Below are 19,706 nucleotides of genomic sequence, written 5' to 3'. Positions count from 1 at the left end.
GCCGTCTCTTTCGATGACCCACCCGTCTCGCCACGCCACCTCCCTTGAACTCAATCTGAACGCCCTGCTTGCAGGGCCGTTCGAGCCGCACGCGTTCCGTTCGCCGTGGTGGCTGATCGGCGGCAATGCACAGACGATCGTGCCCGCGCGCCTATGGCGCTTTCCGCGCATTGCGTATCGGCGCGAACGCTGGGACACGCCCGACCACGACTTCATCGACCTGGATTGGACCACGCACGAGACCGACGCGCACGCGCCGCTCGTCGTCATGTTCCACGGTCTGGAGGGCGATTCACGCAGCCATTACGCGCGGCTGCTGATGGACGCGCTGCGCGGCCGCCGCTGGCTGGGCGTCATTCCGCACTTTCGCGGGTGTTCGGGCGAGATGAACCTCGCGCCGCGTATGTACCACTGCGGCGATGGCGCCGAGATCGCGTGGATCCTCGAACGCCTGTATCGAACGGTTTGCGTGCCGCAAGGCCGCAAATTGCTGGTTGTCGGCATCTCGCTGGGCGGCAACGCGTTGCTGCGCTACCTGGGCGAACACGGCACCGATGCCCGCTACGTGACCGCGGCTGCGACGGTCTCCGCACCGCTGGACATGCGGGCCGGCGGCGCAGCGCTATCCAAGGGCTTCAACATGGTCTACACGCGCATGTTCCTGCGCACGCTCAAAGCCAAGGCCAATGCGAAGCTCGACCAGCATCCCGGCCTGTACGACCGCGCCGCCATGATGGCAACGCGCACGCTGGGGCAGTTCGACAACCTCGTCACCGCGCCGCTGCACGGTTTTCGCGACGTGCTCGATTACTGGACGCGCGCCTCATCCAAGCCCGTGCTTCGGGAAGTGCGTGTGCCGGCGCTGGTGCTGAACGCACGCAACGATCCGTTCCTGCCCGGACAGCATCTGCCCGGCGCGGCCGAGGTGTCGCCCGACATCACGCTGGACCAGCCGCTGCACGGCGGCCATGTCGGCTTCCTGCTGCGCCATGGCAAGACCGGCCGCGTCGATTGGATGCCCGCACGCGTCCTGCGCTTTTTCGATGATGTGCTCGCCCGCCCAGAACAGGCCGGAGACGCCCATGGATGACATCGTGCGCCAAGCGATGGCCAAGTGGCCGAACGTGCCGAACTGCTTTGGCTGGCTGGCGTTGGATCGGCGCGGCCAATGGCGCATGCGCAACGAATATGCGCAGGCCAACAAACTGTCCGGCGAGCCGATTCGCCACACGGCGCTCATCGATTTCATCGTGCGCAACTACGCGCATGACGATGCCGGGCGCTGGTTCTTCCAGAACGGGCCACAGCGCGTGTTTGTCGAACTCGATTACACGCCCTGGGTGGCGCGGCTGTCAGCCGATGGCGCGCCGCGTGCGTTCACGACGACCACGGGCGCAGCGTTCTCGCCCAGCGGCTGTTTTCTCGACGAGCAAGGCAGCGTGCTGCTCTCGGGTTACGTGGGCGGATTCGAAGCAGAGGAAACCATCGCCGTGCTGCACGACCACGACCTGGAGCCGTTTTCTTCCTTGGCCAATTGGCACGCAGAGGCGTGCGGAGCCGCGCTGGGAACGCTGACGTGGGGTGACCGGACATTCGACATTGAGCCGATTGCGCGCGCAGAAGTGGCAAAGCGCTATGGCTTCGTTGCACGGCCAGCGGAATAGCCTCGATAGGCCCACCGGCCCTACTTCGGCAGCGCCTTGTCTTCCGCCTTCTCTTCCCGGTATTGACGCTCCATCTGGTGCAAGCGCGCATCGACTTCGGATAGCGTGTAGAAATCCGCATCCCCCGCATCGCGGGCGAGCTTGAGCTGCTCCACTGCCGACCCCCACGCCCCATCCCGCGCATATTTCTCCGCCAGCGCGCGATGCTGCTCAACGCGCTTGCCCTTGTCGGCGTAGGCACGGGCGAGCATCTCCCACCAGATCGGCTGGGCAGTGTCTTCACGGGTCTTGTCTTTCAGATACGGGATCGCGTCGTCGGTCCGGCCGGCCGAGAGCAGCGTTTGCGCATAGGTAATGCCCACCGCGCGCGACAGCGGATACGCAGCCAGCGCCGCGCGTGCCAACGTCAGCGCCTCGGGCGCACGGTTACGCGCGCGTGCCAGTTCGATGGCCGTGACGTCCAGCTCGACGCTGCCCGACGTGATGCCGGGAATGTTGCCGTACAGGCGTCGCGCTTCCTGCAGAGCTTGCTCGGCCTCATCCAGCCGCCCCGCCATCTGATTGGCAACTGCTACGCCGTACCACAGGGCCGCGCGCTTCTCCACCGGCGCGTCCGGCGCCGACGACAATTGCGAGCGCATCGCGTTGCGCACGTCGATGTAGCCGCTCGTCGACGTTTCCTGCAGCACGCGCGCACGCACCTTCGCAAAACCAAATTCCGGGCGACGCGGCTGGCGCGGATGCGGCAGGCCACGCGCGCGGTCTTCCATGTCGGCGATGCGTTCGCCGGTCAGCGGGTGGGTGCGCGCATAGCCGGGAATCACGCCCGTATCGGCAATGTTCGTGACGCGCTGCAGACGACGGAAAAAGTCCGGCATGCCGTCCGGGTTGTAGCCGGCGCCCGTGAGCAGCGTGAAACCGACGCGGTCGGCCTCGCGCTCCGCGCCACGCGAGAACGCGAGCTGGTTCGACACCGCGGCGGCCTGCCCGCCCATCGCCAGCGCCTGCGCGGCGTCCCCGCTCTTCGTGGCCGCCAGACCGGCCAGCAGAATCGACGCCAGCGCAATCCACATCGACTCGCCGGATTTATCGATGCCGCGTGCAATATGCCGCTGCAGCACGTGGCCGATTTCGTGGCCGAGCACCGAGGCCAGCTCCGATTCGCTCTCGGTTGCGACCAACGTACCCGTGTTCACGCCGATGTAGCCGCCCGGCAACGCAAACGCGTTGATGCCCGGGTCCCGCACCGCAAACAACTCAAAGCTCGACGCGGAGGTACTGCCCGCCACATGCTGACGGCGCGCCGCTTCGATCAGCTTGTAGCCGATGGTATTGAGGTAGTCGGTGATCAGCGGATCGGGCACGAAATCCGGATCGCGCCGGATCTGGCGCATCACGCGGTCACCCAGGCGTCGCTCCATCTCGGGCGACAGCGACGCCGTCGACGGATCGCCCATATCGGGCAACTCGTACGTCGGCGCGTCGATGACGGTCGGCTCCTTCGGCAAATACGGCGACTGCCGGCCGATCTGCACGCTGCGGTTCAGGTTGCTCTGCACCTGATCCGCTGCCGCGGCGGAACCCAACCCCGGGTTGACGGAGGCCGGCGGGGAAGAGGCCACCGCCTGCGCCAGCACAGGCAACGGCAAGGGCGCCAGCCACGTCGACAACAACACAGCGGCCGTCAGCTTGCGGACGCGCGGCCGAAAAAGGGAAAGCGTCATACGGAAAGCACGGAGAGCGGAATCAGCGCGGCCACATCGCCGCAAGCCGGGTGCTTGCTATCATAAAACGCTTCTTACCCTGCCCCGCAAAACGCGCTGTCACTCATGTCGCAACTCACGCACTTCGATTCCGCCGGACAAGCCCATATGGTCGACGTCGGCGACAAGGCCGTCACGCACCGCGTGGCCGTCGCCACCGGCACGATCCGCATGCTGCCCGAGACCTTTGCGCTGGTGCGCGATGGCAACGCCAAGAAAGGCGATGTGCTGGGGATTGCGCGCGTTGCGGCGATTCAAGGCTCCAAGCGGACTTCGGATTTGATTCCGTTGTGTCATCCGTTGGCGTTGACGAAGGTGGCGGTGGAGTTTTCCTTGGATGAGGCATCACACACCGTCCGCTGTACGGTTCGGGCGGAGACGCGTGGGCAGACCGGGGTGGAGATGGAAGCGTTGACTGCGGTGCAGGTGGGGCTGCTGACGATCTACGACATGTGTAAGGCTGTGGATCGGGGGATGGTGATTGGGGATGTGCGGCTATTGGAAAAGCATGGGGGGAAATCGGGGGATTGGGTGGCGGACTGACACACAAAAAAAAGAGCGCCTGGCCAGCGCTTTTTTTTCATCGCGTTAAGTCTCGATATTTTCCTTAGCCGGTACGCCAGTCTTCGATGGGCTGTAAGCACCCGGTGAACCCGTCTTGAAGGGGACCCGCGTAGCAAGGAGCATCGTGTCCATCTAGTTCTAGGTGGACACGTGGACACTATCGAAGAGAGCGCGCCAATACGGCGCCGACGTCGGCATAGCGCCGAGTTCAAGGCCAAGGCAGTGCAGGAGTGCATGCAGCCGGGTGTTTCGATCGCGGCGATAGCCCTGCACCATCGCCTCAATGCGAATCTGCTGCGGCGCTGGGTCGCCGAGCAGGAAGCAAAGAATGGCGCGCCTGAGGACCGCGAGTTGATGAGGGTGCCGCAAGGCGAGTTCATCCCGTTGCGGATCGGCGAGCCGACCACTGCCGTGCCGGACATCCAGATCGAAGTCCGCCGTGGCGCGACGACGATCAGTCTTCGCTGGCCGGGATCGGCCGCAGCGCAGTGCGCCCAGTGGCTGCAAGGGTGGTTGCGTTGATTCGGGTGGACGCGATCTGGTTGGCCGTGGAGCCGCTGGACATGCGCGCCGGTACCGAAACGATCCTCGCGCGGGTCGTCAAGGTGTTCGGCGCGGCACGCCCCCACCACGCCTACCTGTTTGCCAATAAGAGTTCGACGCGCATGAAGGTGCTGGTCTACGACGGCTTCGGCATCTGGCTGGCCGCGCGGCGCCTCAACAAGGGGCGCTTCATCTGGACGAACGGCGACCAGGCGATCGCCACGGCGCTCAATCCCGAGCAATTGCGTGCGCTGGTGACGGGGCTGCCTTGGCAGACGCTCACCCACGACCACGCGATCACGGTCGTGTAATACCCCCAAAGCCGTAAACTGGCTTCCTTCCAGAGGACTTGGGGTTCTGGCAGACTCGCCGCATGAACCTACCCACCAACCTCGATGCCCTGAGCCCGGACGAACTGCGCACACTGGCTGCGCAGTTGATGGCCCAGGTCGGCGAGAAGGACCGGGAGTTGCGGTACCGGCAAGCCAAGATCGACCAGCTCACACACGAGCTGGCCATCCACAAGCGCTGGAAGTTCGGCAAGCGCAGCGAGCAACTGACATCTGAACAGGCGAGTCTGCTGGACGAAGCCATTGACGCAGACCTCGAGGCGATTGAGACCGAACTGGAAGCGCTCCTGCCGTCGTCCAAATCTGAAGCCAAGAGCAAGCCCAAGCGCCAGGCATTGCCGCCGCAGTTGCCGCGCACCGACATCCACCACGAGCCGGACGCAGAGACCTGCACCTGTGGGTGTGCGCTCAAGCGCATTGGCGAAGACATCAGCGAGAAGCTGGACTACACGCCGGGCACGTTCACCGTGGAGCGTCACATCCGCGGCAAATGGGTGTGCGATCAGTGTGAGACGCTGGTGCAGACGCCGGTGCCACCCCACGTCATCGACAAAGGCATCCCGACGGCCGGACTGCTGGCACATACGCTGGTGTCCAAGTTCGGCGACCACCTTCCCCTGTATCGGCAGGAGCGCATCTATGCGCGCGCCGGTCTGGCCATCCCGCAATCGACACTGGGCGCGTGGGTGGGCATCTGTGGCGTGCGTCTGCAACCGCTGGTGGACGCCCTGCAAGAAGAGGTTCTGAGCCACGGTGTTCTGCACGCCGACGAAACGCCAGTGCAGATGCTCGCGCCCGGCAATGGCAAGACGCACCGCGCCTACCTGTGGGCCTATGCGCCGAGCGAGTTCGAGAAGATGCGCGCGGTGATTTACCAGTTTGCGCCCAGCCGCAGCGGCGAGCACGCTCGCGCGTTCCTGGGGCAGTGGCAAGGCAAGCTGGTATGTGATGACTTCGCCGGCTACAAGGCCAGCTTCGACGGTGGCGTCACTGAGATCGGTTGCATGGCCCATTCGCGGCGCAAGTTCTTTGAACTGCACGACAAGCACAAGAGCGAATTGGCGGGCCAGGCACTGCGCTACATGGTGAGCTTGTACGAGATCGAGGCGCAAGTGCGGGATGCTGAGCCAGACCAGCGCCTGGCAGCGCGGCAACAAAGGGCTGGCCCGATTCTAGAGCGGCTGCACGCCTGGCTCGAGGAACAGCGACGCCGCGTCCCAGACGGCTCGGCGATCGCGCGGGCCATTGACTACAGCCTCAAGCGGTGGCCGGCTCTCGTGCGTTACCTCGACGACCCGACGGTGCCCATCGACAACAACCACGTCGAGCGACAGATCCGGCCGGTTGCCCTGGGTCGCTCCAATTGGTTGTTTGCAGGCTCACTGCGCGCCGGTCAACGCGCGGCTGCCGTCATGAGCCTGATCCAATCGGCCAAGCTCAACGGGCACGATCCCTACGCCTATCTGAAAGACGTCCTCACGCGACTGCCGACCCACAAGGCGGCCGACATCGCCGAACTGCTCCCGCATCGCTGGACGCCCAGCGCCACCTAGCTGGCAAGACGGGTTCACCGGGTGCTTACGATGGGCTGCACGGCTTGGGGCCTGTGCCGGCAAGAGCCCACGTTATCACGTTCGGATTCGTCGTATTGTCAGGAGTGGCGGTAACCGTGCAGCTTCCCATAACGGCTGTCCCTGCCATGGTGACGATGCCTCCGACACCCAGGGTTAGCGTTACATTTGGCGGCTTCGGGAGTGTTGAGTAGCCCGTTTGCTCCTTTAGGAGGTTCTCGGTATCGCATGTTCCCGCAATCGTCCCACTATTTTTTTGGGCACATTCAGCAATTGCAAGCTTCAACGGTTGAATTTGCGCATACACATCCGCCCACCTGGAACGCGTCACGTAGTCTTGATATTGCGGGACCGCAATAGCGGCCAGAATGCCGATAATCACCACCACAATCATCAGCTCAATGAGCGTAAAGCCACGTTGGCGCCGAGAAACCTTCTGATACTTGACTCGCATCGATACTCCATCATCGGTGAATTTCATCTCGCCCGGAGGAGATGAAGCGAGTCAAGATTAATGGAAGCCGCGCTGATTTATTTCACTCACAACGAATTTTTACATACACCTCATAAAGTATCAAGGGAACGAAAGAGCGCTGTAGCCGGGACCGATAGCCTTCCTCAGTCTGTACTGGCAAGGAGATTTTCCGATCGCAACCTTGAACAGAACGCCTTAAGCACATCCTGTTTCTGGCCGCACGCTTGAGCAATGATAGTCGATTGATTGGCGTAATCCATCCAGTAATGATTATGCAAACGCCTGACTTGCACGACAGCATCATCCGTCTTACCCAGATAAGCGAGTGACAGTGCATACCGCTGCACGACACTTGAAGCCGGAAAGAATTGCACAGCCTGAAGCTCCAGCTTCGCCAGTGATCCCGCGATAGCAGGCCTGACGGTCCAATTCGCTGCCATCGCTAAGTTTTCATAGGGCAGCAGGAGCGGCGTCGCCCCATACGCGTAGTACCGGCCCAACTCTTTTGCAAACCCTTCCGGGCTGTAGTGCAGACGCTCTACCGCCTTATAGTCGCCCCATATTGGCACCATGATCGCTATGGCACAGATGGAGGCAATAGCAATCAAAGCCCACGACATACCTGCCGAGGGAAACCGCAAGATTCGTTCGTCTACATAACCCAGCGCAAACGCAAACGGCAGTAGAAAGAAGAGATAGTGCAAGGGGTACTCCAGCATGGAGTGTCCTACCGTGACAAAAATGACCGCATACATAAATGCTGGTGCCGGGGTCAAATGGCGGGTTCGCACGCTCCATACAAGGCTAAGGAAAGGCAGAATGACTGCAATCGCTCCTGCCAAACCTACCTTTGCCAAGAGGTCCAGCACAAGATTGTGTGCATTCATAGACATTTCGACCTTGCCTAACACATCAGTTTGCACATACTGGTTCCAGGCGTAGTCCCCCCAACCCGCGCCCAACCATGGGCTTCCCACAAACATGTGCCAAGCATGCGTCCATAGCAACTGCCGCAACCCCACCCCTTCCTGCATACGTGCGGCCAGTGACGTGGGCAAATCGAGATGGTAAAGCGCATTAACATACGTCACTAACCAGTTGCACAGCTGGTAAATTACCAGTAAGCCGACCACCGGGACGCACATCATCACCCACCGTCGCGAGCCTCGCATGTGCGTGGTCCAGGTCAATCCCGCAAGGATGCCGACGACAGCGATATGCAGCCAGGTAATTCGGGAAACGGTTAATGACATGCCCAACAGAAACGCGAGCATAGTCGATCCTAATAGAGCCCGCGCGCGTTTGTATTTCGACGCCAGAAATACACAAGCAGCGAGACCGAAGCCAAGATACGATGCAACATGATTGGGCTGATTCATATTCGCCCACATCCGCCGACCCGTTCCGCTAGGCATCATCCCGATCACCTCTTGCGGAAGCTTTGCGTCTATGCGAAACAACTGCATCAATTCGATCCCGACCGTAAGTACCCCTCCCAGGATCAAGCCGACAGCGAACGCCTCAAGCATGCCGGGCAACGAGCGGCAACGAGCGCCCAACCCGATAGCCATAGTTGCTGCGATAAGGAATACCACCGCCATCAACGACAGGTAGGGATTTAGAGGAACCGACACCTGCAGTTGCACAAAGAGCACTGCGATCAAGCCCAGCGGGGCCAGCGCAATTTTCGGGAGCCCCGTCCAATTACCCAATGTCAGGAGAAGTGTCGCGGCCGCTACAGCTATCCAACATAGACCTGTCGCGAATTCGCTATAAAACGTGGCGATCGGAAACGTGTGCAACGCCACCAGATATGGAATTGCTCCACATGTGGCAATGGCGAACCAGAGCAGCGCCGACAGAACTTGAAGTCGTAGCATTAGTGAAATTTGCGAGATCCCGGAGGGGTAGCGAGCTAGCGCTGCAGCGGAAGCCGCCCCCCCCCCGGCGCCGCGAGTGTTGCGGAGCAGGCCCGAAGACGCGCCACTCATTCAGACAACGTAGCAACGACTAACTCATAAAGTGAGAAAGGCGCCCGAAGGCGCCTTCTCGTATGCATGTGCAACAGAAATATAACTTTCTACAGCACAACAAGCCAAGCCTTAGTGTTGGCAGTTTGCCGGCAGATACGGATACATCGCAACTTGCGAAGCCCCTGACGCAGTAGCGGTAGCTGAAGTAGCGGTACCACATGTCCAGCTCACGGTACCATCCGGCCCGCCAACGCCGAAAAGACCGAGCAGCTTACCGTCAATTTGGCTTGAACCCGTATTGCCCAGGGTGACCACGACGCCCACTTGCGAAGCCGCAGTGGAAGCAGTGTAGTTGACAGCCGTCACGTACTTCGCATTCGAAGCGGGTGCCGTGGGGATAGGCGCATTCGCCGTGGACGGGAAAGTATTACCCCCGTTTGCATAAGCCTCAGAAATAGCGGCACGTGCAGAATCCAACAGCGTCGTTGCCTCCGTGAGCTTCGACTTGACCATGTAGTTGTTGTAAGCCGGCAGCGCAATGGCAGCCAGAATACCGACGATCGCAACCACGATCATCAGTTCGATCAGCGTGAAACCCTTCTGGACACGCTTGTTCAGACGCAGCGACTTCATAAATTCCCCCGGATATTTGGTTAAAGGTGAAGCGGCGGAACTAGAGCAGGGATCGTGCCAACTCCAAATCTACGTTCTAGCCGGTAAAACGCGCCCACCATGGACAACGGTGGGCAATATTGAATGACAATTATTGGCACATCATGACAGAAGTCGTTAGTTTTATGCCTTATAAATCACAATTATGGCTTGCGCATTGATTCGTTTCTGAACGCCCCCTGCCGCTCAGATGGCGCCCGATGGCCTTCGACTCGAAAACGACGCGGGCAACGAGTTGCGCACCCGTTGCCCGCCCCAACACACATATGAGCCCATGCGGGCCGTCGCTCTTGATCCTGTCAGTTCTGGCACGCCGCCGGCAAATATGGATACATGGATTGCACGGCGGCTCCCGAAGCAGAGTCGTTCGCTGTTTGCGCGGTCGCGCAGATCCACACCACCGTTCCGTCAGCCTTGCCCGTACCGAACATCCCCAGGTAATGACCATCGATTTGAGCGTTACCCGTGTTGCCCAGCGTCACGACGACGCCAACGCCGGAACTCGTTCCGGGATTGTTGTACTTGATTCCGGTCACATACTGGGCGTTGCTCGCCACAGCCTGAGTAATGATGGGCGGCGAACTTGCACTCGGAAAGATGCCACTGTTGGACGAGTACGCCTCGTTGACTGCAACCCGTGCGGCATCCAACGTCGTCGTCGCTTCGGTCAACTTCGACTTGACCATGTAGTTGTTGTAAACCGGCAGCGCAACCGCCGCCAGAATCCCAACGATCGCCACCACGATCATCAGTTCGATCAGCGTAAAACCGCCCGCCTGACTCCTTGGTCCCTTGCTGTGCTTGATGCTCATGACCTCTCCCCAAAGGCATTTTGTTGTTGGGACGCCACCGTGCACGGACTATGCCAAGGCACATACCATATTTCGGGGGAAAAACTGGCGCGCTTTGTCGAAATTTGCGGCGCAAGTCTGACCGTTCTTGACAGAGTTTGGGACAGAACCCGTCATCACCTGCTTTCGGGGGGATTCGTTCGGACTAAGCCTGGCGCAACGTTCGCCGGCTCAGCCACCGGCCGACGCCCACGACAAGCAGCGCCCCAACGCACCCCACCACCACATCCGCGTACGGCACCGCGCGCTCAAACCACGCGGCATCAATGGGATCGGTGACGAGCATGTCGCCCGCCAGATAGCCGAGCAGTGCCGCCCCGAGTGTGATGATGACGGGAAAGCGCGCCATGACACCCACCAGCAACGTGCTGCCGAATACGATCAGCGGCACCGACAACCCAAGCCCCAGCACCAGCAGCAGGAATGTGGTGCCCGGCGGCCCCTTCTCGGCCGCGGCGGCCACGGCGACGACGTTATCGAGCGACATCACAAAGTCGGCGATCAGGATGGTCTGGATGGCAGGCCACAGGCCGTCGCGCTGATGGCGATCGGCGGCTTCGTCTTCGGCATCCGTGAGCAGCTTCACGCCGATGTAGACCAGCAGCACCGCGCCAATCGTTTTCAGATATGGCAAGGCAAGGAGCTTGACGGCCAGCACGGTCAACACCACGCGCAGCACAATGGCGCCGGCGCTGCCCCAGAAAATGGCCTGCTTCTGCTGGCGCTTCGGCAGGTTGCGTGCGGCCAGCGCGATGACGACCGCGTTGTCGCCCGACAGCACGATGTTGGTCAGGATGATGGAGCCGAGTGCGAACCAGAATGCGCTTGAGGTGAGCGCCATAGTGTTGTCGAGGATGTCCTTGGGGGTTGGCGGAAGGTGATTCGGTTTGCAGCCTCTCGCCCGCTTATACACATGTCGTGCCTGGATCGCATGCTGCATCGCGATCAAACAAAAACGGGAGCCGAAGCCCCCGTTCTCGCACAACCTCAAACTTCGTCGATTACAGCATCGCCTTGAGCAGACGTGCCATTTCCGACGGGTTCTTGGTGGTCTTGATGCCGCATTCTTCCATGATGTCCAGCTTGGCTTGCGCGGTGTCGGCACCGCCCGAGATCAGCGCGCCGGCGTGGCCCATGCGCTTGCCCGGAGGCGCGGTCACGCCAGCGATGAAGCCCACCACCGGCTTCTTCATGTTGTCCTTGATCCAGTAAGCCGCGTTGGCTTCGTCCGGACCGCCGATCTCACCGATCATGACCACGGCGTCCGTTTCCGGATCGTCGTTGAACATCTTCATCACGTCGATGTGCTTCAGGCCGTTGATCGGGTCGCCGCCGATACCGACTGCCGACGATTGGCCCAGGCCCAGCGCGGTCAGCTGGCCCACGGCTTCGTACGTCAGCGTGCCCGAGCGCGACACCACGCCGATGCGGCCCTTGCGGTGGATGTGACCCGGCATGATGCCGATCTTGATTTCGTCCGGCGTGATCAGGCCCGGGCAGTTCGGGCCCAGCAGCAGCGTCTTGCTACCGGCCTTACGCATCTTGTCCTTGACCATCATCATGTCGCGCACGGGGATGCCTTCGGTGATGCAAACCACCAGATCCAGCTCGGCCTCAACGGCTTCCCAGATTGCATCAGCGGCGCCTGCGGGCGGCACGTAGATCACCGACACGGTCGCGCCTGTCTGTGCCTTGGCGTCCTTGACGGTCGCGTAGATGGGAATACCTTCGAAGTCTTCGCCGGCCTTCTTCGGGTTCACGCCTGCGACGAAGCAGTTCTTGCCGTTGGCGTAGTCGCGGCAGCCGCGGGTGTGGAATTGGCCGGTCTTACCGGTGATCCCCTGGGTGATGACCTTGGTGTCTTTATTGATCAGAATCGACATGCTGTAATCCTTTTATGCAGCGAGCCGCGCCGACGTACTCAGCAGCGGGCGCAACTCGCGTTCGCGTATGGTTGGGTCAGCGGGCGGCTTACTTGCCGGCGGCTGCGGCCACGACTTTCTCGGCGGCCTCTGCCATCGTGTCTGCGGCGATGATGGGCAGACCCGAGTCGGCCAGCATCTTCTTGCCGAGGTCTTCGTTGGTACCCTTCATGCGCACCACCAGCGGCACCGACAGCGACACAGCCTTGGCTGCAGCGATCACGCCTTCGGCGATCACGTCGCAACGCATGATGCCGCCGAAGATGTTGACCAGAATGGCCTTCACGTCCGGGTTCTTCAGCATCAGCTTGAAGGCTTCGGTCACCTTCTCGGTGGTGGCACCGCCGCCCACGTCGAGGAAGTTGGCCGGCTCGCCGCCGAACAGCTTGATGGTGTCCATCGTCGCCATGGCCAGACCAGCGCCATTCACCAGGCAGCCGATGTTGCCGTCGAGCGAGATGTAAGCCAGGTCGAACTTCGAGGCTTCGATTTCGGCCGGGTCTTCTTCATCCAGATCGCGGTACGCCACGATTTCCGGGTGACGGAACAGCGCGTTCGAGTCGAAGTTGAACTTGGCGTCCAGCGCGATGACCTTGCCGTCGCCGGTCAGGATCAGCGGGTTGATTTCAGCTTGCGAAGCGTCGGTTTCCCAGAACGCCTTGTACAGGCCTTGCAGGGCCTGGCGGGCTTGCGCGATCGAAGCATCCGGCACGCCGATCTTGCGGGCGATGTCGTCAGCCTGAGCGTCTTGCAGACCGGCTTGCGGATCGATCAGCAGCGTGTGGATCTTTTCCGGGTGCGATTCGGCGACTTCTTCGATGTCCATGCCGCCTTCGCTCGAGGCCATCAGCGCCACTTGCTGCGACACACGGTCCACCACCAGCGACACGTACAGTTCCTTCTTGATGTCCGCGCCTTCTTCAATCAGCAGGCGCTTGACCAGCTTGCCTTCCGGACCGGTCTGGTGCGTCACCAGCGTCATGCCCAGGATGCTGCTGGCGTATTCCTTGACCTGCTCGATGCTCTTGGCAACCTTCACGCCGCCGCCCTTGCCACGGCCACCCGCGTGAATCTGTGCCTTCACGACCCACACCGGGCCGCCCAGGGTTTCAGCAGCCTTGATGGCCTCGTCGACCGAGAAGGCCGGAATGCCGCGCGGAACCGGCACATTGTATTTGCGCAGGATTTCCTTGCCTTGGTACTCATGGATATTCATGCGTGTTTCCTTTGCTAGGCAGAGTGAGTGTGATGAGTATTGAAAACGCGAACGGCGCGGTGCCCTTCAGGACGAGGGCTCAAGCGACAGCTCGGTGGGTGGCGGTTGGATCTTGGCTTCGGGCTGGTATGCAAACCAGCGCGGGTAATGCTTGCGGACCACCTCACCCTCGAGATGCAGGGCATGGCAGCCGTGGAGTTGGTACGGCGGCTTCTCGCCGGGCTCGATGGGACGCAGGTCGTTGGAGTTATCGCGCACCGGAAAGACGTCGCCCGCGAAGGCCTGGATGGCAGCGGTCGGCAGCACACCACAGAGCTCGGTCAGGTGCGTACAGCCCGCCACGCCGCCAAGTCTCTCACGCGAGGCCTTTCGAAAACCCTTCATCAGGTTCAGGCCGATGAGCTTTCGGTAGGCCGGGCCAATCGTGTCGCAATGGGTGGGATACGGCACCCAGTCGGAACACGCTTCGGCATCCACAACGTTCATGCGGGTATCGATGGTCACGCGCAGCCACAGGTCATGCAGCGGCTCGCCTTCAGGGCGCACGCCACCGCTGGCCAGGGGGATATCGCGAGGTTTGATGTCGGTCAGGCGCGCTTCAATGTCCCACAGGCCGTCTTCCCGCAAATAGGCCTCGACCGTGATGGCACGGCGGTGGCGCATGGAGCGCGGGAGGGGAGCAGACAGAGGCATGGACCAGACAGACCGATAGGACCGATGGAGGCGGCGCACGCAGATCGCGTGCATCGCCTACGGGACGTATGCGGCAGCGCATCAGCCGCCACACACGAACACTACCGCCCTGCAACCGAAATTGAGGGCGATATCAAAGGCCAGGATTTTAACACGTCGTCACGACCGGACTGGTCGCGTGCTGCAATGCAGTGTGAAAGTGGTTGCAACGATCGCATGAGGTGCAACCCACGTAATCTGCACACAAGAGGATTGTCCGCCTGAATTGTTGCGAGATCGTCGATGTTCAGTCCGACATGTCGCCATCTTCCAGCAGCTCATCCGCCCCTGCGATGATGCGCGACACTACGGAACGGGAGAATCCGCGCGCCATCATGTATCGCACCTGCTTGGCCCGTTCGGCCAGGTCGGCCGGTGGGCGGCCGAAGCGTTTTTCCCACAGGGCTTTCGCCCGGACTGCTTCCGTGCTTTGCAGTTGCGCCTTGACCTCGCCCAGCGTCTCTTCGCCGAGCTGATGCGTTTTCAACTCCTGCATCAAGCGCGCTGTACCGTAGCGGCCCGCGCGGCGGTGCACCATGCTTTCGGCAAAACGCGTGTTGGAGAGCCAGTTTTCGCCCTCCAGCCAATCCAGCAGCGCGTCGACCTCCTCGGCGGACTCGGCGTGCGGGACCAACTTACGGCGCAATTCGACGCGGCTGTGCTCGCGCCGAGACAGATAGCCCAGCGCACGTGCCTTCAGCGATAACGGTTGACGTGGCAACGGCATGCGGATTTGACGTTCAAGAAGCGGGTTCCAAAGAAAAACGCCCACCGTTGGGGAACGGCAGGCGTATGAAGCTCGATAGAGCCATCGATCTGCGCCGACGGCCAACCCAATTACTCTTCTCCGACTTCCTCGGCCACTGCGACGGCGCCCATCGGCGTCACGCCCAGTTGCTCGCGGACCTTGTTCTCGATCTCACGGGCAAGGTCGGGGTTCTCGCGCAGGTATTCGCGGCAGTTGTCGCGGCCCTGGCCGATGCGTTCGCCGCCGTAGCTGTACCAGGCGCCAGACTTCTCGACCACCTTGGCTTCCACGCCCAGGTCGATGATCTCGCCCTCGCGCGATACGCCCTGACCGTAGAGGATGTCGAAGATAGCTTCGCGGAACGGCGGCGCCACCTTGTTCTTGACGACCTTGACCTTGGTTTCGTTGCCGACCACGTCGTCGCCCCGCTTGATCGAGCCGATACGGCGGATGTCCAGACGCACCGAAGCGTAGAACTTGAGCGCGTTACCGCCCGTGGTGGTTTCCGGCGAGCCGAACATCACACCGATCTTCATGCGGATCTGGTTGATGAAGATGACCATGCAATTGGTCTTCTTGATGGTGCCGGTCAACTTGCGCAGCGCCTGGCTCATCAGACGGGCCTGCAGGCCGGGCAGCGCGTCGCCCATTTCGCCTTCGATTTCAGCCTTCGGCACCAGTGCGGCCACCGAATCGATGACGATCAGGTCGACCGAGCCTGAGCGCACCAGCGCATCGGCAATTTCCAGGGCCTGTTCGCCCGTGTCCGGCTGGGAGATCAGCAGGTCCGGCACGCTCACGCCAATCTTGTCGGCGTAAGTGACGTCAAGCGCATGTTCCGCGTCGATGAAGGCGCACGTGCCGCCCAATTTCTGCATCTCGGCAACCACTTGCAGCGTCAGCGTGGTCTTACCCGACGATTCAGGACCGTAGATTTCAATGACGCGGCCGCGCGGCAGGCCGCCAACACCCAGCGCCACGTCCAACCCGAGTGAACCCGTCGACACGACCTGGACCGGCTCGACCTCGGCGTCGCCCATCTTCATGATGGAGCCCTTGCCGAACTGCTTTTCGATCTGCGCGAGCGCGGCAGCCAGCGCCTTCTGCTTTTCTGCGCTCATCGTGGCTGCCTTCTTACCGTCTTCCATGGTCGTCCTTCGTGCAAATTGGTGTATAAATGGGCCGCAAGGGCTTGCGATTCCAGCGGTTGCCTGCAACAACGGGCCGCTGGGTGATTGCCCCGACGCGACCCATTCCATGACTTTAGCGCCGCCAAGACTACAGCACCGCGAATTCGGAGTACTGTATAAAAAACCAGTGGTTTTGACAAGTCTCCAGAACAGTTGTCGCGCGAAAACAATGTAGCAGGCGGGATGGGCAAGATATCTTGCCCGGCATCGCGGGGAGACACGCATGCGCATCCTGATTGCCGAAGACGACGCCACGCTGGCTGACGGGCTCACACGCTCGCTGCGCCAGGCGGGTTATGCCGTCGACCAAGCCTCCGACGGGGCGACTGCCGACGCGGCGCTGTCCGCACAGACGGCCCAGACCTATGACCTCCTGATTCTCGACGTGGGCCTGCCGCGCATGTCGGGGCTGGAGGTTCTCAAGCGCCTGCGCTCGCGCGGGGCCATGCTGCCGGTGCTGATCCTGACCGCCGCCGACAGCGTGGAAGAGCGCGTCAAGGGCCTGGACCTGGGCGCCGACGATTACATGGCCAAACCGTTCGCGCTGTCCGAGCTGGAAGCGCGTGTGCGCGCGCTGGTGCGGCGCGGCACGGGCGGCGGTGCCACGCTCGTGCGCCATGGGCCGCTGGCGTTCGATCAGGTCGGGCGCATTGCCTATATCCATGATCAGGTGGTGGAACTGTCGGCGCGCGAGATCGGGTTGCTGGAGATTCTGCTGGCGCGCGTCGGCCGCCTGGTGTCGAAAGAACAACTGGTCGACCACCTGTGCGGCTGGGGCGAAGAAGTCAGCAACAACGCCATCGAGGTCTACATCCACCGCCTGCGCAAGAAGATCGAGGTGGAAGGCATCCGCATCGCTACCGTGCGCGGACTCGGCTACTGCCTGGAACGCGTGGCCACCCCGACGACCACCGCCGCCGCCCATGGGTGATCGGCTGGCCTGGCCGTGGCGTCGGGATCGCGCGTTGCTCCGCGAACGTGCCGGCACGGCGCCAGGGGCAGACGGCCGCGATGACGGAGGCGATGGCGGCGGCAACCTCGCCGACACCCTCCCCCACCTCGAAGACGACGCCACGCGGCCCGTCGCCCGATCCCTCTTCGGCGAAATTCTCGACTGGATGCTCGCGCCGCTGCTGTTGCTGTGGCCGATGAGCATTGCGGTGACGTACCTGGTGGCCAAGTCGATCGCGAATGCGCCATATGACCGCGCGCTGGAATCGAGCGCGATCGTGCTCAGCCAGCAACTGCGCGAGGTGAATGGCCGCGTGACGCTGCAGCTGCCAATCTCGGCGCGTGAGATTTTGCGTGCCGACGAAACCGACAATATCTATTACCAGGTGCTCGGTACCAACGGCGAGTTTGTCTCCGGGGACCGCGACCTCCCGCTGCCGCCCGAAGAAGACGCCAACGCCGGCGGCCTCGTGCAACTGCGCGACGACCACATCCATGGCGCGGAGATCCGTGTTGCGTATACCTTCGTGCAGCGGCCGGGCTCCGGCGGCAAACCCGCGCTGGTGCAAGTGGCGGAGACGCTCGACAAGCGCGCACAACTCGCCAACGAAATCATCAAGGGCGTGATCCTGCCGCAGTTCGTGATCCTGCCGTTGGCGGTGATCCTGGTGTGGTTTGGCCTCACGCGCGGGCTGGCGCCGCTCAATGCGATTCAGGAACGCATCCGCGCGCGCAACCCGGGCGACACCAGCCCCATCGACGAAGGCGCGGCGCCGCAGGAGCTGACGCCGCTGGTGGCATCGTTCAATGATCTGCTCGGGCGGCTGGAGCAATCGGTGCACACGCAGAAGCGCTTCATTGCGGATGCCGCGCATCAGATGAAAACGCCGCTGGCCGGCCTGCGCATGCAGGCCGAGCTGGCACAGCGCGAGCAGTCGCCCGACGAGCTGCGCCGCACGCTCGCGCATATCGCCGACAGCTCGGATCGCACCGCGCACCTCGTCAAGCAGTTGCTTTCGCTGGCACGCATGGAAAACATGGGCGCCACCGACGGTATGGTGCCGCTGGATATCTGCGCGCTGTCGCGCCGAGTAGTGGCCGACTGGCTGCCCAAGGCGTGGGCCAAGCAGATCGACCTCGGCTTCGAGGAGCCGGGGCCGCCCGTCACGATTTCGGGCAATGCGACGATGCTCGCCGAGATGCTCAACAACCTGCTCGACAACGCGATCCGCTACACACCCGACGGCGGACATGTCACCGTGCGCGTCACCACCGCGCCATTCGAGCCGTTCGTCTTCATCGACGTGGATGACACCGGCCCCGGCATCCCCGTGGCCGAGCGCGAACGCGTGATGCAGCGCTTCTACCGCATCCTCGGCACGCAGGCCGAGGGCAGCGGGCTGGGCCTGGCCATCGTGCGCGAGATCGTGCAGCAGCACGGCGGAGACATCGAGGTGCTCGACAACGTGTATCAGGCATCGCCGCGGCTGGCGGGCGCGCGCTTTCGCATCACGCTGCATCGCGCCTCGGCTGGCGAGGAGGCCTCCGCATGAGCATCACGCCCGGAACACCGGCGCGCCGCAGGTGGATTGCCAACATGCGTTGGATCGCAGCGCTGCTCGCAGTGTGGTTCGTGGTGACGTTTGTGATCGCGTTTTTTGCACGCGACCTGTCGATGCACCTCTTCAACTCGGACTGGACCTTCGCGTACTGGGTTGGCGCGCAAGGTGCGCCCATCGTCTATGTGCTGATTACCGTGCTGTACGCATGGCGCACCAACCGCGCTGCAGATACGGCCGCCGAACACGAAGAAGCGGTGCAGCGCGATACGTCGGAACCCACCCAGCCGCCGTCTATCTGACACCGCGCGTTACGCTGCTCCCAATTGGCGCAGCTTCACAAAGGCCAACGCAGCCATCACCGCGTCGTTCAGCGCGTCGTGCGCATCCCAGGTCGGCAAGTCGAGTTCCTTCATGACGGTGGCGAAGCGCAGGTCGAGATCGGGGTCGCCCTGCTGCCGATACGGCGGCAGCTGCTCGAATTGATAGTCGTAGTAAAGGGCCGAGACTTCGATCTTGGGCTGCGGCAAGCCGATGCCGAGCATGGGCACTACCACCCGATTGAGCATCGCCACATCGAACTCAAGGTAATAGCCGACCAAGGGCCTGCTGCCAATGAAGTGCAGCAGTGCATGAATGGCCTGCTCGATCGACACCCCGCTGTCCAGGTCGCGATTGCGCAGGCGATGCACGCAGATGCTTTCTGGGCGCATCTCCCCTTGCGGCCGGATCAGCAACTCCAGGGGTTCGCTTGTCAGAATGCGATTGCCGACGATACGGACGGCACCGATGGAGACAATCTCGTCGGTGCGCACGTTCAGGCCGGTGGTCTCGCAATCAAGCGCGACCCACTCGCCTGGGGGCGGTGCATCGAGCAGGAAGCGGAACGCCGGATCGCGCAACTTGCGCATCTGGCGCTGCCTTTGCAGAACCTGCAGCCAGCTCGCAAGCCGCCCACCCAT

21 protein-coding genes are annotated in these 19,706 nt (G+C 62.1%); 9 read left to right on the top strand and 12 right to left on the bottom strand.

Going from position 1 to position 19,706, the window contains the following annotated elements; genetic code table 11:
• The first annotated feature begins 13 nt into the window (after positions 1–13).
• Positions 14–1,090, top strand: a complete 1,077-nt coding sequence (locus RP6297_RS02300; protein WP_009239043.1) for a YheT family hydrolase — start codon at positions 14–16, stop codon at positions 1,088–1,090.
• Positions 1,083–1,664 carry a DUF2946 family protein gene (locus tag RP6297_RS02295; RefSeq protein ID WP_009239044.1) on the top strand — a complete coding sequence of 194 codons (582 nt, stop codon included), beginning with the start codon at positions 1,083–1,085 and terminating at the stop codon, positions 1,662–1,664. Before RP6297_RS02300 ends, RP6297_RS02295 begins: the two co-directional genes overlap by 8 nt.
• Before the next feature lie 20 nt (positions 1,665–1,684).
• Here the strand turns inward: RP6297_RS02295 and RP6297_RS02290 are convergent, their stop codons facing one another.
• Entirely contained in the window at positions 1,685–3,388 is a 1,704-nt protein-coding gene (locus RP6297_RS02290) for a beta-barrel assembly-enhancing protease (RefSeq protein ID WP_009239045.1), read from the bottom strand.
• A 105-nt stretch (positions 3,389–3,493) separates the two neighbouring features.
• Between RP6297_RS02290 and moaC the strand changes: the two genes are divergently transcribed.
• From moaC to tnpC, 4 genes are all read left to right on the top strand, one after another.
• Entirely contained in the window at positions 3,494–3,970 is a 477-nt protein-coding gene (gene moaC, locus RP6297_RS02285; protein ID WP_009239046.1) for a cyclic pyranopterin monophosphate synthase MoaC, read from the top strand.
• 255 nt (positions 3,971–4,225) lie between these two features.
• Positions 4,226–4,513, top strand: a complete 288-nt coding sequence (locus RP6297_RS02280) for a helix-turn-helix domain-containing protein (protein ID WP_012435592.1) — start codon at positions 4,226–4,228, stop codon at positions 4,511–4,513.
• 41 nt (positions 4,514–4,554) lie between these two features.
• Positions 4,555–4,845 (top strand): IS66 family insertion sequence element accessory protein TnpB, encoded by a 291-nt coding sequence (tnpB, locus tag RP6297_RS02275; RefSeq protein WP_004633551.1) that lies wholly within the window; start codon positions 4,555–4,557, stop codon positions 4,843–4,845.
• Positions 4,846–4,907: 62 nt separating this feature from the next.
• Complete coding sequence (gene tnpC / locus RP6297_RS02270; protein WP_009238807.1) at positions 4,908–6,437, top strand: IS66 family transposase; 1,530 nt, start codon at positions 4,908–4,910, stop codon at positions 6,435–6,437.
• A gap of 25 nt (positions 6,438–6,462) precedes the next feature.
• Here the strand turns inward: tnpC and RP6297_RS02265 are convergent, their stop codons facing one another.
• From RP6297_RS02265 to recA, 10 genes are all read right to left on the bottom strand, one after another.
• Positions 6,463–6,909, bottom strand: coding sequence for a pilin (locus RP6297_RS02265; RefSeq protein WP_009239047.1), 447 nt, complete (start codon positions 6,907–6,909; stop codon positions 6,463–6,465).
• 164 nt (positions 6,910–7,073) lie between these two features.
• Positions 7,074–8,810: a PglL family O-oligosaccharyltransferase gene (locus RP6297_RS02260; RefSeq protein ID WP_009239048.1), complete on the bottom strand. Its 1,737-nt coding sequence runs from the start codon at positions 8,808–8,810 to the stop codon at positions 7,074–7,076.
• Between the two features lie 222 nt (positions 8,811–9,032).
• Entirely contained in the window at positions 9,033–9,536 is a 504-nt protein-coding gene (locus RP6297_RS02255; protein WP_009239049.1) for a pilin, read from the bottom strand.
• 338 nt (positions 9,537–9,874) lie between these two features.
• Positions 9,875–10,387: a pilin gene (locus RP6297_RS02250; protein WP_009239050.1), complete on the bottom strand. Its 513-nt coding sequence runs from the start codon at positions 10,385–10,387 to the stop codon at positions 9,875–9,877.
• Positions 10,388–10,571: 184 nt separating this feature from the next.
• Entirely contained in the window at positions 10,572–11,267 is a 696-nt protein-coding gene (locus RP6297_RS02245) for a TerC family protein (RefSeq protein WP_009239051.1), read from the bottom strand.
• 160 nt (positions 11,268–11,427) lie between these two features.
• A complete protein-coding gene (gene sucD / locus RP6297_RS02240; RefSeq protein ID WP_009239052.1) occupies positions 11,428–12,309 on the bottom strand; it encodes a succinate--CoA ligase subunit alpha in 882 nt (293 codons plus the stop codon).
• Between the two features lie 88 nt (positions 12,310–12,397).
• Positions 12,398–13,564 (bottom strand): ADP-forming succinate--CoA ligase subunit beta, encoded by a 1,167-nt coding sequence (sucC, locus tag RP6297_RS02235; protein WP_004635396.1) that lies wholly within the window; start codon positions 13,562–13,564, stop codon positions 12,398–12,400.
• Between the two features lie 66 nt (positions 13,565–13,630).
• Positions 13,631–14,257, bottom strand: coding sequence for a DUF2889 domain-containing protein (locus RP6297_RS02230; RefSeq protein WP_012761244.1), 627 nt, complete (start codon positions 14,255–14,257; stop codon positions 13,631–13,633).
• Positions 14,258–14,543: 286 nt separating this feature from the next.
• Positions 14,544–15,023 carry a recombination regulator RecX gene (gene recX / locus RP6297_RS02225; RefSeq protein ID WP_004635401.1) on the bottom strand — a complete coding sequence of 160 codons (480 nt, stop codon included), beginning with the start codon at positions 15,021–15,023 and terminating at the stop codon, positions 14,544–14,546.
• A 110-nt stretch (positions 15,024–15,133) separates the two neighbouring features.
• Positions 15,134–16,192 carry a recombinase RecA gene (gene recA / locus RP6297_RS02220; RefSeq protein WP_004635402.1) on the bottom strand — a complete coding sequence of 353 codons (1,059 nt, stop codon included), beginning with the start codon at positions 16,190–16,192 and terminating at the stop codon, positions 15,134–15,136.
• 265 nt (positions 16,193–16,457) lie between these two features.
• Between recA and RP6297_RS02215 the strand changes: the two genes are divergently transcribed.
• The 3 genes from RP6297_RS02215 to RP6297_RS02205 are packed head-to-tail and all read left to right on the top strand — an operon-like array spanning position 16,458 to position 19,046.
• Complete coding sequence (locus RP6297_RS02215) at positions 16,458–17,165, top strand: response regulator (protein WP_009239054.1); 708 nt, start codon at positions 16,458–16,460, stop codon at positions 17,163–17,165.
• Entirely contained in the window at positions 17,158–18,738 is a 1,581-nt protein-coding gene (locus tag RP6297_RS02210; protein ID WP_037027494.1) for a sensor histidine kinase, read from the top strand. The genes RP6297_RS02215 and RP6297_RS02210 overlap by 8 nt, the downstream gene beginning before the upstream one ends.
• A complete protein-coding gene (locus RP6297_RS02205; protein ID WP_009239056.1) occupies positions 18,735–19,046 on the top strand; it encodes a DUF4212 domain-containing protein in 312 nt (103 codons plus the stop codon). Before RP6297_RS02210 ends, RP6297_RS02205 begins: the two co-directional genes overlap by 4 nt.
• Before the next feature lie 9 nt (positions 19,047–19,055).
• On the opposite strand, the gene RP6297_RS02200 is transcribed toward RP6297_RS02205, so the two are convergent.
• Positions 19,056–19,706, bottom strand: a complete 651-nt coding sequence (locus RP6297_RS02200) for a 3'-5' exonuclease (RefSeq protein ID WP_009239057.1) — start codon at positions 19,704–19,706, stop codon at positions 19,056–19,058.

The organism is Ralstonia pickettii (assembly GCF_016466415.2).
Lineage (GTDB): Bacteria > Pseudomonadota > Gammaproteobacteria > Burkholderiales > Burkholderiaceae > Ralstonia > Ralstonia pickettii.
The sequence above is the reverse complement of the archived record's forward strand: the minus strand, read 5'-3'. Positions and strand labels throughout refer to the sequence as shown.